Origin of the sequence: Halarchaeum sp. CBA1220, assembly GCF_003721175.2 — an archaeon.
Classification (GTDB): domain Archaea; phylum Halobacteriota; class Halobacteria; order Halobacteriales; family Halobacteriaceae; genus Halarchaeum; species Halarchaeum grantii.
The window spans coordinates 374,157-387,547 of the sequence record NZ_CP054709.1; the positions used below are offsets into that span (position 1 = coordinate 374,157).

Below are 13,391 nucleotides of genomic sequence, written 5' to 3' on the forward strand. Positions count from 1 at the left end.
ATAGCACCGGTGGGTGACCTGAACGGACCAGGATTTAAGTGTCATGTGTCGGAAATGGACGTAGACAATGGCACTCACTGCGCCGTGGATCGTGGGCATCCTCGTTCTCAACGTCGTCCTCGGAGCCGCGCTCGTACTGGGCGTGTTCGCGGCGATGGAGCGCCACGTCGGCGTCGGCGCGTTCGGCGGAATCGTCATCGGGACGGCCGTCGTCTACGGTGAGGCCACGTTCGGCGAGCGGATGCTCACCGTCACCGTCGCGGAGATGAAGCTGCTCGTCCTCGTCGCGGCGCTCGGTGCGGTTCTCGGCGTCGTCGGGACCGTGCTCACCGTCGAGCCCGACCTGTGAGCGCCTCAGACGTCGAAGTCGTCGGACCAGTCCACACCGGGTGACTCGTCGAGGTCGTTCTTCCGTTCCGCCTCCTCGGAGAGCGGCCCGACATCGGTCAGTTCTGCCTCGTCAGGGATGAGATCGTGGGTGGTTGCGTCGTCGAATTCATCGGGTAGCTCCGTGAGGTCGTCGAAGAACGCGTGGACGAAGTCGTGGATCTCTGATGCGGACAGCGGTTCGAGACCATCGTCGCCCGTCCAGACGTCGCTTTCGGCGACGTCGTCGCAAGTCTGATTGACGAGGTCGTCGAGTAGTGCGCGACGCTCGTCTATTGACTCCGTCGCGAGCGCTGACTCCAACGCCGCCGTCTCCTCCACGCCGAGCCAGTCACAGAGCAGGCGGGCGGCCGTGAGGACGACGAACGACTCGCGAACCTCTCGGTACGTCGCCGCGACGTGGTTGTAGTTCTCGCGGCACTTCGCAGCGTCCGCGCGGCGCTTCTTCTTCATTCGCTCCGTCCGGGACTCCTTCGTGATCGCGTCTTGAAACGCTTCGGAGCACGCGACCAGTCGTTGTTGCTGTTTTTCGAGCGTCGACTCAACCTCTCGACGACGGATCACGAGCCCTGCGACGTCGAAGCTCACCTCCGGCGGCACCGGTTCCAGGATCATCTCGTAGAAATATTCCTACACTTTCACGAAAGTTTTTCCCCGTCCACTAGAAGAACGTACTGACACGTATGCCACTCCGATCCGGGTTGTCTCACGCCGCGTCCGGGTTCACGTCGCTCGTGGCTAGTGCGTACCTCAGCGCGCACTCGGCGGTTCTGATGAATGCGACGCGCGCGATCGGTCGCACGGTTCTCACCGTGGCACCGCTCGGGCTTTCGGCGTACGTCACCGGTCTCCTCGTCGTCGCGGCCGCAGTTTCATTCGTCTGGGGCGTCGCGTACCACCTCCGGCGCCACGGCGGGGTTGAGCTGACCGACGAGCGTGACTATATGTAGCGCCACGCATGTGTCCGAATGTTAAAGGGATGGCAGGCGAATGTCTCGGTTACCCGGTCAGTCGGTCCGTCTGGGAGCGTGGCGGCCGTCCCAGCGACGGATCGGACCGAACGCAATCATGGGAGACATACAGGAGACGCGGAACGAGTTGACGTTCCCGGCGACACAGATACTCGGAAAGGACCTCGTCGAACTGAAGAACCTCTCCGAGCAGAGACAACAGGAGCTCTATCGGAACATCCGCGACAACAAAGAGGAGTACGAATGGGAGTTCTATCCCGCTCACCGTGAGGTGATTCCGGAGGCGACGAAGGAGAAAGAACTCGCGGCGTTCGAGGCGGCGAAACTCCTCCTCGCGACCGCGATCGAGGATGGCGACGGATCGCCCACGTCCGGCCTCGTCGACGAGTTTGAGGCCGAAGAGCGCGAGTTCGTCAGGGAGTTCGACGACTTCCGCCGGAAGTTCAAACAGGTCGACGAGTCCACGCTCGAGCGGAGCATCAAAAACGAGGAGGGCGAAGTGTACGAATTTGTCACCGAGGAAATCGAGTCGCAGGCCGACCTCGAAATCTCCCTGCTCGACACGAGCGAGAACGAGATTCGCGGCGCCGCCATCTCGTATTTCCAGCGCGAGTTCGACGAGTTCTTCGACCTCGCGAATCAGGCCGTGTTCCTCTACATCAAACACCACGGCCTTCCAAACACGATCGAGGGCGTTGTGGACGCGGCGGAGGTCACCGCGGACGCGAGCGACACGCGCGAACAGGTTGAGGAGACGGTTCGCCGGCAGCTCGAGACGCTCTCCGAGTCGCTTCACGAGGATCTCCGCGAGCAAGAGCGGACGCTGCGCGCCCGGATGAGCCACCTCGAGAACGAGGTCGCGACCGCCGGCCGCGACGATGGCGTCGAGCACGAACTCGCCGCAATCAACGACCAACTCGACGACCTCGCCGACCGCCGCAGTGCGGACGCAGACGAGATCGCCGAGCGTCTCGAAACCGTCCAGTCGCTTGAGGCGGATCTCGAAGCGAAGATCGATGAACTCGAGGCGGCACGCGAGCGCGCCGTCGAAGAAGTTCGGGCCGAGACGGAGTCGGAAGCCCGAACGCTCTTGGAGGACGAACTCGAGCGGCTCCACGAGCAGAAGGCGGATCTTGACGGGGAGATCGAGCGGCTGCGGAGCGAGCGTGAACGTCTCGCGAGTGCCGGCGACCGCCTCGATCGGGAGTTCGGCGATCTGGAGGAGCGCGTCGCCACCGCCGAGGAGCGCGTCGAGGACACGGAGCGCCGACTCGACGACGACGTCGACGACCTCGAAGCGCGCTTGGACTCGATCACCGAGTCGCTTCGAACTGAGACGAACGAACACGAGGGGAAAGCGGTTCGCGCGAAGATCGCGCGCCTCTACGAGATGGATTACGTCGCGCGCTTCGAGACGTCCGTCAAGGAGGCGGCGTCGATCTCGCTCCCCGACAGCGAGACGTTCGAGGCGCCCGACGGCTACTGGGACGACCAGCGCCGCCACCTCACGGGCGACCACCGCTCGGTCGTCACCGACGCCCTCGAGGACGACGGCGAGACCGCCGACCGGTACCCGGTCGGTCGCTACTCGGTCTTCCGCGTCGTCACGAACAAGTTCGTCGCGTTCTCGGAGACGAAGCTCGTCGTCGAAGCCGTCGTGAAATCGAATCTCGAAGCGTTCGCCACGAACGGCTTCGACGCGCGGCCTGCGGGTGTCGACGACCTCCTCGACGTCGTCAATCAGACGCTCGCACGCGCCGAATCCAACGACACCGCGCACCTCATCGGCATCGCGTCCCCGACGGGGTGGACGGACGAGGTTCGCGACCTCGTCCGCGGGGACGATTTGGCGCGCACGACCTATAGCGACCGCGTCAGCGCCTGCCTCGTCGACCTCCAGTCCAACGACCTCATCTACGACGCGAACGACCCGCTCGTCGCCGACAACGTCGGGTTGTTCGAGCGTGAGGTCGACAGCGAACGCGTCGCCGCCTGCGTCGAGACGATTCGCGACGCGTACGCCGACGATCCGATGGTTGATGTCGTCCAACACCACGAGGTCGTCGACGAGCACGGGTACGAACCGCACATCGTCCGCGAGGCGTTCGAGCGGCTCGCGGCCGACGGCCACGGCCGCACGGGGTATCCGAACGCCGCACGCGGGTTCTGTCTCTTACTGGAGTGAGCGTCAGGGGCGGACGTCGGGCGTTCCCTCGACGACCTCGTGGAACGCGTCCCTGAGTGCGTCCCGCAGGTAAACGGCGCGGTCGTATCGTTCGCGCTTCTCGAACGCGAGCGCGGAGCGCAGCGCTTCGTCGACGCCCTCCGGGAGCACGGGTTGGAGCGCCGACGGCGGTCTCACTTGCCTGCTCGTCTCCGGGTTCGCGGCGTCGACTCCGTCCTCGGCGGGCGTGCGACCAGTGAGGAGCTCGTAGCAGAGCGCACCGAGTTGGTAGATGTCCGTCTGGTGGTCGAGCGTTCCCGATGCGAACTGCTCGGGTGCGGCGTACGCCGGCGTGAGTGGCTCTGTCCCACCTTCCGCATCGATCTGGAGTTTGGCGACGCCCCAGTCACCGATCTTGGGGACCGCCCAGTCGTCGCCTCGGGTGCGCTCGAACAGCACGTTCGCAGGCTTCAGGTCCAAGTGACGGACGCCCAGGTGGTGGACGTTTGCGACGGTCTCCGCGAGCACGGCCGCGATCCAGAGTCGCTCGGCGAGGTCGAGTTCGTTGCCACTGTCGAGGCGAGCGCGGAGGTCGCCGCCGTCGAGATACTCCATCGCGATCCACGGCCGCGGCGTCTGCCCCCAGCCGACCATCGTGACGACGTGTGGGTCGTCGTCCAGCTTCGCCCACGTCCCCGCTTCCTCCGCGAACTGCTCGAACGTCGACTGTGGGAGCGTCTCACCGAGCTTTGGCTGCTTCAGCGCGAGTCGGGTGTCGTCGTTGAGCCACGCCTCGCGGACGTCCGCGAAACCACCCTCGCCGATTCGATCACCGACCGTCAACTCCGCGTACGTGCACTCCTCGGTCGGGCGAGCCGTCGAGACGTCGGGAACATGTGCGACACGGCTCCTCGTCCCCTCTCCGTCGTTGTCGGCGTCCGCGGTGTTCGCGGTCTCCGCGCCGGGTCGCTCCCCGGCGTTCTCGTCAGTCACGACACTGTCGGCTTCGGTGCTCGCGTCGGCGGAACTCCTGGGCCGTGTCTCCTCGCGAGCATCACCCGAGTCGAGCGTCGTCAGGAGCCGCCACTCGCTGGCGTCGTCGGCCGAACGTTCAGAGGGGAATCCAGCATCGAGGAGCTCGACTGCCGGATACGTGCGTCCCGACTCTGGGTCGTCGATCCGGCTGTGAACGACCGTCGGCGAGCCGTTGACGGTTCGGAGAGCAACATCGCCTGCGGGTGGAGTGACGGTGCGCAGGTTCGCGAACGGGTCGCTCTCGCTCGCCGTCGCGTCCCCTCTCGCTGTCTGCTCGTCCTCAGTCGCGAGCGTCGCCGGGGCCGCATCGCGCGCCGCGCGCCTGACCGTGTCGTTATCGTCGTCGAGCGCCGTCCGCAGCGCCTCGAACACCGCATTCGAGACGGTCCCGTTCGACCTGACGACTGACCCCAGCGTCTTCACGACGTTCACACGCACCTCCGCGCTCTCGTGCTTGACGTGGCCCGCGATCTCGTCGTCGAACATGGCCACTTGCTCGGGGAGGTGCGTGGCGAGCATCGCGAGCGCGCGTGCCGCACCCGGCATACTGTCCGCGTATCGGACGTCGTCCGCGTCGTCGAGTGCGTCGATATACTGATTGACAAGTGTCTCGACGGTATCCGGTGTGGCGTCGCTGAGCTCGGCGACCCCGTCTGCGATCGCGAACGAGGCATCGTCGAGATCGAGTCTGGTGAGCGCGAACCCCAACCGGCGAACAGCGAGCGACGGGGTGACGGCGGACTTCGAGCGTCTGGCTTCGCCGCTCGTGTGGACGTTCGTGAGTGCGATGGTCGCCTCGACGGCCGCCTCGACGACCGCTTCGTCGTCGGCATCTCGGAGAACGTCGACCACTTCGTTCTGTGGGAGCGCCTCGACGGTGTCAGGACCAGCGGCCGTCGCGACCAATTCGAGGGCTTTCACGCGAACGGGACTCGAATCGGCCTCGAGTGCCTCCTCGAGTAGTTCCGACTCGACCGCGATACGGTCAGGATCGTCCTCGAGCTCTCCCAAGTCAGCGAGTAATTCCTCCTCCGTCTCGGGTTTCGTCGACGACGCAGAGCGGCTTCCGTCGGCGTCACCGACGCCCGCGTCATCGAGTGCGTTGAGCGTCGCCTCCGCGAACGACGGATGGCCGTTCCCCTCACCGCGTTCCCGGAGGAGCTGGAGTCGGGTGCGGAGGTCCGAGACAGGGACCCCGGTCGGGTTGACGGTCGCCGCGTAGCCGAGCGTGAAGGTGTGGTGTCGCGGCGTGTTCTCGTCACTGAAGACGACGTCGCAGAGTGCGTCCGTGTGCAGGCCAACGATCTTCGGGTCCTCTTGGGCGGCTCTGCGTAGCCCGTCCGCGATGTAGACGATTGTGCGGAGTTCCTCGGATGCGTACCAGTCCGCCGGGGCGGGTATCCCCTCGACGTCCGGCGGGTAGGCGTCCGAGAGCGCGATGAGGTCGTCGACCACCGGGTCGAAGAGCGACGGCTGCTCGAAGACGTGTTGGAACACCTCCGCCGCGTTGACGGCCGTCTCGAAGTCTTCGCGCCGTCGTCCGGCCTTGATCAGGGCGACCGCCGTCTCGACGTCGGTGGCGTCGATCTGCTCGGGCGACTCGTCTGCGCGCGTAGCGAGGTCGCTCGCGAGCGCTCGCTGTTCGTCGGCGTCGGCAGGGATGTCCGGCGGAGACTGAGAAGCCATAATCGAGGGAGTGGTGTGTAACGACCACAGCGTGAAAGAGCAAAAAAGGTCCGCCGACAGTGGCGCTTACTCTCCGAATACGACCGCTGCACCACGGCCCTATGATTTCGCGTTCACTCCGCCAAAAGTACAAATAGCTCGTGACTGTGCATTCAGTAAATGGGCGAGCAAGACGCGAGTCCGTCCTACACGGACGCCGAGCGCGCGGCGTTGGAGCGGGCCGACGGCGACCCGACTGAACTCAGTGACGACGACGTCGCGATACTGCAGGGGCTCCTCGAACACGAGAACCCCCACGCTCGCGTCGACGCGCTTGACGCCATCAAGAGTTGCGTCTACGGAATTGACTATGAGCCCATCCCCAACAGGCTCGAATCGCTCTATCCGACAGTCGCTCGCTGTCTCAACGACGACGAGGCGGACGTGCGCGCCGGGGCCGCAATCGCACTCGACTTCGTCGCCCGCTGTGACGCCGACTACATCCCCCCGAGCGCTCCCGCGACGCTGTTGAACATCCTCAAGCGGGACGACGAGACGAGTGCGCGGAGCACGGCCGCGGCGGCCCTCGGTTCCATCGGGGCGGCGGATCCGAATCGCCTTCCGGAGGGGACGGTGCAGTCGCTCGTCTACGCGCTCGACGACGGCGAGTGGCAAGTGGAGGACTCGGCCGCGCCCGCTCTCGGACGCATCGGCGAGACGGCACCGGCGCGACTCGAGGGGACGGAGGCCGTCGCGCGACTTCTGGAGAACCACGACACGACGAGCGTCGACACCGCGTCCCCGCTCGGATGGATCGGTAGCGCAGACCCGGACCGCCTCGCGCAACACGACGTCGTGGAGCGACTCGTCGAACAGGCAGACGCGGACACGTATCGTCGCCGCGTCGACGCCGTCGATTCTCTCGGTAACGTCGTCGAAGAAGCCCCCACTCTGTTGTCGGACGCGGTCGTCGAGGCGGTGGCGAGGGCGACGAATGACGAGGAGTCGCTCGTGCGGTGGAAAGCGGCGAGAGTGCTGGGCCAGTTCGCGCGTGCAGCCCCGGATTCGATCGAGAGCGACCTGCTCGATCCGCTCGTCGACCTGTTCGCCGACGACGAGGCGTCGTGCCGCGAATGGGCGATCTCCGCCGTCGAGCGGGCGATCGAGGCCGACCCCGAGCGCGTGGCGGCCGTTCACGGTATCGAAGCGCTCGTGGGGGAGCTCCGGACGCTACTCCACGATTCTTCTCCGAAAGTACAGAAGGCGGCGGCCGCGGCGCTCGGAACCGTCGGTGGCGCGTATCCCGACTACATCGACACGTCGCTACTTGACGCGCTCCTCGCGGTCGAGAGCGAGCGACCGGCCGGACTGAGTGGACTGAGTGCGCGCGCACAGGCCTACACCACCGTCGGTACTCTCGGACGGGAACGGCCGTCGGACGTCGAAGACCGCCATATCGATGCGCTGCTCGACGCCGAGGGGGCTGACGCCAGCTCTCGGCTGTCGGCGGTCAAATGGATAGCGGACGGGAGCCCCCGCCTCCTCGCTGACGCCGGCTACGTCGAACGGCTCGCCGCATCCCTCGACGCCGAAGAGGCGAACGTCCGCAACCCGGCCGCTCGCGCGCTCGCCACGGTCGCTCAAGACCATCCGAACCGCGTCGTTCGCGCGGGCGTGACCGACGCGATCAGGAACTCACTACGAGAGACGGATCCACCACTGGGAGCGGTTCGAACGCTCGGCAACCTCGGTGTTGGACGACGAGATCGGGTGGACGAGGTCGTCGACGCTCTCGACCCCCTCCTCGATCACGATACGGATGTCGCCGCCGTCGCGGCCGCCGAACTCCTCCGGCTGGAGGCTGAGACGGTGCCCGCCTCCGCAGCTCTCGACGCCCTGCAGGCGGCCCTCCGAAGCGGGCGGCGCTGGATGCGTGTGATCGCGCTCGGCGACGTCGCGGAAGTCGCCGAGACGCATCCCGAGCGTGTCGCTCCCCTCACTGACGACGTCGTCGCCGCCCTCGACAGCGAGTTCGCGGAGGTGCGTGAAGCGGCGTGTGAGACCCTCGTCGCCCTCGACGCGACCCACACGATCGAGGACGTCCAGGCGCTGACCGACGACGACGCGGAGTCCGTGCGAACCACGGCCGAAGACGCTATGGCCGCGCTCAGTGACGAGCTGAAACCGAACCGTGCAGACTCGGCCGAAGTGCCGGATGCACCGGTTGCCGACGGCGACACTGCCGCGAGCGAGAGCCGGACATCTTCGAGCGCCGACCGAGACACCCCGAGCGACGCCGATTCACCGATCCCGGACGTCGACGCCGACGCGACGGTTCCCAACCTCGACCTCGATGCACAGCGCGATCTCCTCACACTCGAACCGGTCGAAACGCACGGCGGAGCGGCGGCCGACGTTCGGATCGTGGATCTCGATGGTGAGCGCGATGTCGACCGTGTTGCCGCGAAGCTACCGCGAACGGCCGGCTCTGTGACGGACGACCTCTTGGAGCGCTTCGTACAGGAGGCGCGCAACTGGGAGGAACTCGCCGAGCACCCACACGTCGTCGGCCTCCACGACTGGGGGACCGAGCCGGTGCCGTGGCTCGTCCTCGAGTACATGGACGGCGGGACGCTCGCTGCACGCCTCGAGACGTTCGACGTCGCGCAAGCTCTCTGGACCGCGGTCGCGATCGCTCGCGCCGTCTGGCACGGCCACCGCCACGGGACACACCACCGCGACTTGAAGCCCCAGAACGTCCTCTTCCGCGAGACACCGGAGGACGTGTGGGACGTCCCGAAGGTCGCCGATTGGGGATCCGCACGACGCCACGCCGACCGGACGAGCCCGAGCGCCGGCTACACACCCGAGTACGCCGCGCCCGAGCAGATCCAGCCCAGCGAGTACGACGCGCTCGACGAACGGACGGACGTCTTCCAACTCGGCGTCGTCTGCTACGAACTCTGCACCGGCGAGCATCCGTTCAACGCGGACGGCCCGCCCGCCGCCGTGATGATGGCCATCATCTCCGGGGAACCGGAACCGGCGAGCGAGGTTCGCGAGACGCTCCCCGCCGAACTCGACGATGTCCTCCGCCGCGCGCTCGCGACCAACCCGTCGGACCGCTACGAGACCGCGCTCGACCTCGCCCGCGATCTCGAAGACGTGTACGAAACCGTCCGCGCGAGCGTCGCGGAGAGAGACGCGAACGGCACAACCGATGGTACGACCGACGGTTCATCCGATGCGATCGACGGCTACACGACGGGCGACGTTCAGCGATATTCTCGGGAGTCGGATCGTGAGATCAACCTATTCGCGAGCGCCCTCGCCACGATCGAGCAAAACGAGGACGTCGAACCGGCGACGGTCTCCAGATCGGAGCTTCTCCGAACCGGCTGGCAGCTGATACGTAGACTCGCCGTACTGGAGCCGTGGGAGCGAGCGGTCATCATTGACGTGACAATCGCGAACGACGACGTGACGACACGGTACGGCCCGCGAGTGCTCCGTGGGATCGATATGGAGACGTGGCATTCGTGGGTTGACACTGCCGATTTTTCATCTCGCCGATGGAGCGACCTCTTTCAGTCCGACGACGAGATCGAGTCACTGGACGACCTCGACCGGTACGTCACGGACCTCGACCAGGACCTCGCGGACCTCGAGACGCTCGCCGAGACGGAGAGCAGACGCGAGAGCGACGGGCGGTTCTCGCGGCTCCGCAGGAAGATCGAACTCGAACGGAAACACCTCTCCTTCGTCCGAGAGTATGTCTCCGAGAACCGTTGACCGAACGCACTCTCCGCATCCGTAGACCCAGTGGCGGTCCTCCACGTACGTCTGCCGGACTACACTTAACACGGTGTCTCTGTAAACGCGGGTATGGACTACGGTGAGTGGGAGCGGATACCCGACCCAGAGTCGATTTCGAGCCCCGAGCGTCGTAACGTGAACTACGCCGACATCGACGTGGACGAACGAATCGGGACTGGGGGACACGCGGACGTGTCAGTCGCGACTGCGGACGGGACGCGACTCGTGCTCAAAGAGCCGCGACTGCAGGGGACGGTCTCCCAGGAGACCTACGAGGCGTTCCTCGACGAGGCGGAGACCTGGGCGAGACTCGACGATCACGCGAACGTGGTCGGCGTCGTTGACTGGGGCGCCGACCAGTTGCCGTGGATCGCGATGGAGTACATGGACGGTGGGAGCCTCCGAGAACGAATCGACGCCGAATCATTGTCGACGATGGAGGCGCTCTGGATCGGTGTCCGTCTCTCGCGCGCCGTCCAACACGCCCATCGCCACGGCGTCGTCCACCTCGATTTGAAGCCCGCGAACGTCCTCTTTCGGGCGACGTCGGACGGCGTGTGGGACGCTCCGAAGATCGGCGACTGGGGGTTATCGTCCTATCTCCTCGAGCACTCCGGAACCGTCGAGGGGCTCTCGCCGAACTACGCCGCCCCGGAGCAGTTCGACGCCGACGAATACGGGCCACCCGACGACTTCACGGATCGCTATCAGCTCGCCGCGCTCTGCTACGAGGCGCTCACGGGCGAGCAAGTCGCTCCCGGAACGGGCGCCGCCGTCCTCCGGCAGGTCCTCGACGGATCGGTGACGGCACCGAGCGAGGTCGACTCGTCGCTCCCCGCGGCACTCGATCCGATCTTCGAGAAGGCACTCGCGACCCAGAAGGAGGAGCGGTACGAGACCGTCGTCAACTTCCGACGGGACTTGGAGGGTGTGCTCGAAGAGCACGTGGCACCGGACGCAGTAGAGGCCAAATCCGCTAACGGAGAGTCTGAGTCGGGCGAAACGGCTGACAGACGAGAAGCTGGGCCGTCCATGCCGCCCCTCTCACACTCGGCGTACGTCTCGAACGACGAGACGGCGGACACACTCCTCAGTCGCGTGCCCGAGACGATCGGTTCGCAGGACGACGGGACGGTTCCGTACGGAGAGCACGTTCGTGACCTCGCTGGAAACGTTCCGGTTCCCCGGGACGACGTCATGCCGCTCCGCGTCCCGATTCACCTCGTCTACACGCACAACGAGGACACGATCTGTCGCGGCACGGTCGTCGCGGGCGAACTCCACAACGACATGGGGGTCTGGTTCCGTCCGTCGAACGTCAGTGCGACGGTGGTTGGGATCGAGCGACAGGGCGACGACGCCGATTCGGGACTCGTCCGCGACGACGGAATCACCGCGACTCCGGGAGACGTCGTCGAGTTCGCCGTCGAGAGCGACACCGGTTCGGTCGACCGCGAGACTCTCGCAGCCGGTGAGATCTGTACGATACACGGTAACCCGCCGACAGTCGCGGGAACAATTCACGCACGGATTGCGGTTCTCGACGACGCGAGCGTGGTGACGCCCGGATACACGCCGGTCGTCCACGCGCACCTGACACAGGCCGCCTGTACGGTCGAGGAACTCGGGCGCGTGTTCGACCCGTCGTCCGGCGAGATCGTCGAGGAGAACCCTGACTTCGTCGAACCCGGGCAGGCCGCGGACGTCGTCCTCGAGGCACAGCAACCACTCGTGCTCGACTCGGTGGTCGACGTTCCGGAACTCGGCGTTTTCGGCGTTCGCGACGCCGGTGAGACGGTCGCTGTCGGCGTCGTGACCGACGTCGAAGCGACCGGCGGGCCGGAGGCAAGCGACGAGGAGTCCACGGGCAACGAGGAGACGGTCGATCCGCTGTCGCGCCTCCCCGACCTCCAGGGAGTCTCTGTCGAAGACGAGAGCGTCCGAGCGCTCTTTGAACGCGTCGCGGCCAACGCCGACGTCTTCTCCCCGGTAGACGCCCCACTCCGTCTCCCGATCGAAGACGTCCATTCGCTCTCGGACGTCGGAACCGTACTCACCGGACGGATCGAGAGTGGTGTCGTCGAGAGCGGTGAGGAGGTTGCCGTTCAGCCGTCGAACGTCAGTGGCGAGGTGACGCGGATAGAGCGGGAGCACGAAGCCCGCGACCGCGCCGAGGCTAGTGAGACGATCAGCTTCCAGATCGACGGCGTCCAGAAGAACGATGTCCGGCGCGGTGACGTCTGTGGGACGGTGGATCGACCGCCGCAGGTCGCTGCGACCTTTCGCATCCAGTTGTACGTCCCAGACCACCCCAGCGTGATCACCGCGGGATACACGCCGGTCGTTCACGCCCACACCGCACAGGTCGCCTGCACGATCGAGTCGATCCACGAGCAACTCGATCCCGAGAGCGGCGACGTCGTCGAGGAGAACCCGGACTTCATAGACGCCGGTGATGTCGCCGTCGTCACTCTCGACCCGATGAAGCCGCTGAGTGTCGAGCCGTTCACGACGACGCCCGAACTCGGGAGCGTGGTGCTGCGAGACGCCGGAGAGACGGTCGGCGTCGGCGCGGTCCTCGACGTCGAGGAGACTCAGTCGGGCTGATAGAGAGCGACGCTGACGTTATCGGGCGCCCCTGCGTCGAGCGCGCGCTCTATCAGCGTCCCGCCCGCGTCGGCGAGCGTCTCGCTCTCGAGACAGACGCGCTGAATCGTTTCCTCCGAGACCGGGTCCGTGAGGCCGTCAGAGCACAGCAGGAGGCGCGCGTCCGTGAGCGACGTGTGGAAGACGTCGACGTCGACGCCGTCACTCGTCCCAAGTGCCTGGTCGAGGACGTGCGACATGGGGTGGTCGTCAGCCTCCTCGGGCTCGAGCTCGCCGCTCTCGACGAGCCGCTGGACGTACGAGTGATCGACTGTGACGCGCTCGAGCGCGTCGTTGACGCGGTAGGCTCGGCTGTCCCCGACGTTCGCGACGACGGCGTCCTCCCCATCGACGAGTGCGGCGACGAGCGTCGTCCCGGGAGGGGCGGAACCGGCGTCCGCAGTGCGTTCGGCGACGGCGCGATTCGCACGCCGATACGCGGTCTCGAGGGCGTCGCCCGGCGCGGTCTGCACGACGTCGCTCGACGCGAGGGACCCGACGAGCGTCGCGATCGCGACCTCGCTGGCGACATCGCCGTCCGGCGGTCCACCCATTCCGTCCGCGACGGCAACGAGGTCGTGCGGCGCGTTCGGAAGGGGTGTATAGCGGACGCAGTCCTCGTTTCGGTCCTTCCTGTGCCCGACAGCGGTGTCGCAATACGTGCTCATGGACCCGGATGCGGTGGGCGTCGCCACCGTACACGCGGG

At 66.2% G+C, this 13,391-nt stretch carries 8 protein-coding genes; 5 read left to right on the forward strand and 3 right to left on the reverse strand.

Annotated elements, in window-relative coordinates:
• The first annotated feature begins 67 nt into the window (after positions 1 to 67).
• The gene (locus tag EFA46_RS15125) at positions 68 to 349 is read left to right on the forward strand and encodes a hypothetical protein (RefSeq protein ID WP_123079060.1); all 282 of its coding nucleotides are present in this window, start codon (positions 68 to 70) and stop codon (positions 347 to 349) included.
• Positions 350 to 354: 5 nt separating this feature from the next.
• Here the strand turns inward: EFA46_RS15125 and EFA46_RS15130 are convergent, their stop codons facing one another.
• Positions 355 to 1,002, reverse strand: coding sequence for a hypothetical protein (locus EFA46_RS15130; RefSeq protein WP_123079062.1), 648 nt, complete (start codon positions 1,000 to 1,002; stop codon positions 355 to 357).
• A 68-nt stretch (positions 1,003 to 1,070) separates the two neighbouring features.
• On the opposite strand from EFA46_RS15130, the gene EFA46_RS15135 reads away from it, so the two are divergent.
• On the forward strand, positions 1,071 to 1,337 hold the full coding sequence (locus EFA46_RS15135) for a hypothetical protein (protein ID WP_123079064.1): 267 nt from the start codon (positions 1,071 to 1,073) through the stop codon (positions 1,335 to 1,337).
• 118 nt (positions 1,338 to 1,455) lie between these two features.
• Positions 1,456 to 3,543, forward strand: a complete 2,088-nt coding sequence (locus EFA46_RS15140; RefSeq protein ID WP_123079066.1) for a hypothetical protein — start codon at positions 1,456 to 1,458, stop codon at positions 3,541 to 3,543.
• A 3-nt stretch (positions 3,544 to 3,546) separates the two neighbouring features.
• Here EFA46_RS15140 and EFA46_RS15145 read toward each other — a convergent pair whose 3' ends face one another.
• Entirely contained in the window at positions 3,547 to 6,243 is a 2,697-nt protein-coding gene (locus EFA46_RS15145) for a serine/threonine-protein kinase (protein WP_123079068.1), read from the reverse strand.
• Positions 6,244 to 6,402: 159 nt separating this feature from the next.
• Between EFA46_RS15145 and EFA46_RS15150 the strand changes: the two genes are divergently transcribed.
• Both EFA46_RS15150 and EFA46_RS15155 read left to right on the forward strand, forming a co-directional pair.
• Positions 6,403 to 10,014, forward strand: a complete 3,612-nt coding sequence (locus EFA46_RS15150; protein WP_123079070.1) for a protein kinase — start codon at positions 6,403 to 6,405, stop codon at positions 10,012 to 10,014.
• A gap of 93 nt (positions 10,015 to 10,107) precedes the next feature.
• A complete protein-coding gene (locus EFA46_RS15155; protein WP_123079072.1) occupies positions 10,108 to 12,645 on the forward strand; it encodes a protein kinase in 2,538 nt (845 codons plus the stop codon).
• Here the strand turns inward: EFA46_RS15155 and EFA46_RS15160 are convergent.
• Positions 12,633 to 13,352, reverse strand: coding sequence for a PP2C family serine/threonine-protein phosphatase (locus tag EFA46_RS15160; protein ID WP_123079307.1), 720 nt, complete (start codon positions 13,350 to 13,352; stop codon positions 12,633 to 12,635). The two genes, EFA46_RS15155 and EFA46_RS15160, sit on opposite strands and share 13 nt — an antisense overlap.
• Positions 13,353 to 13,391: the final 39 nt, after the last annotated feature.

What these genes read in the sequence shown, in the direction of transcription:
- EFA46_RS15150 (WP_123079070.1), top strand. Translation starts at nt 6,403, where the DNA reads ATGGGCGAGCAAGACGCGAGTCCGTCCTACACGGACGCCGAGCGCGCG.
- EFA46_RS15125 (WP_123079060.1), top strand. Translation starts at nt 68, where the DNA reads ATGGCACTCACTGCGCCGTGGATCGTGGGCATCCTCGTTCTCAACGTC.
- EFA46_RS15155 (WP_123079072.1), top strand. Translation starts at nt 10,108, where the DNA reads ATGGACTACGGTGAGTGGGAGCGGATACCCGACCCAGAGTCGATTTCG.
- EFA46_RS15135 (WP_123079064.1), top strand. Translation starts at nt 1,071, where the DNA reads ATGCCACTCCGATCCGGGTTGTCTCACGCCGCGTCCGGGTTCACGTCG.
- EFA46_RS15140 (WP_123079066.1), top strand. Translation starts at nt 1,456, where the DNA reads ATGGGAGACATACAGGAGACGCGGAACGAGTTGACGTTCCCGGCGACA.
- EFA46_RS15130 (WP_123079062.1), bottom strand. Translation starts at nt 1,002, where the DNA reads ATGATCCTGGAACCGGTGCCGCCGGAGGTGAGCTTCGACGTCGCAGGG.
- EFA46_RS15160 (WP_123079307.1), bottom strand. Translation starts at nt 13,352, where the DNA reads ATGAGCACGTATTGCGACACCGCTGTCGGGCACAGGAAGGACCGAAAC.
- EFA46_RS15145 (WP_123079068.1), bottom strand. Translation starts at nt 6,243, where the DNA reads ATGGCTTCTCAGTCTCCGCCGGACATCCCTGCCGACGCCGACGAACAG.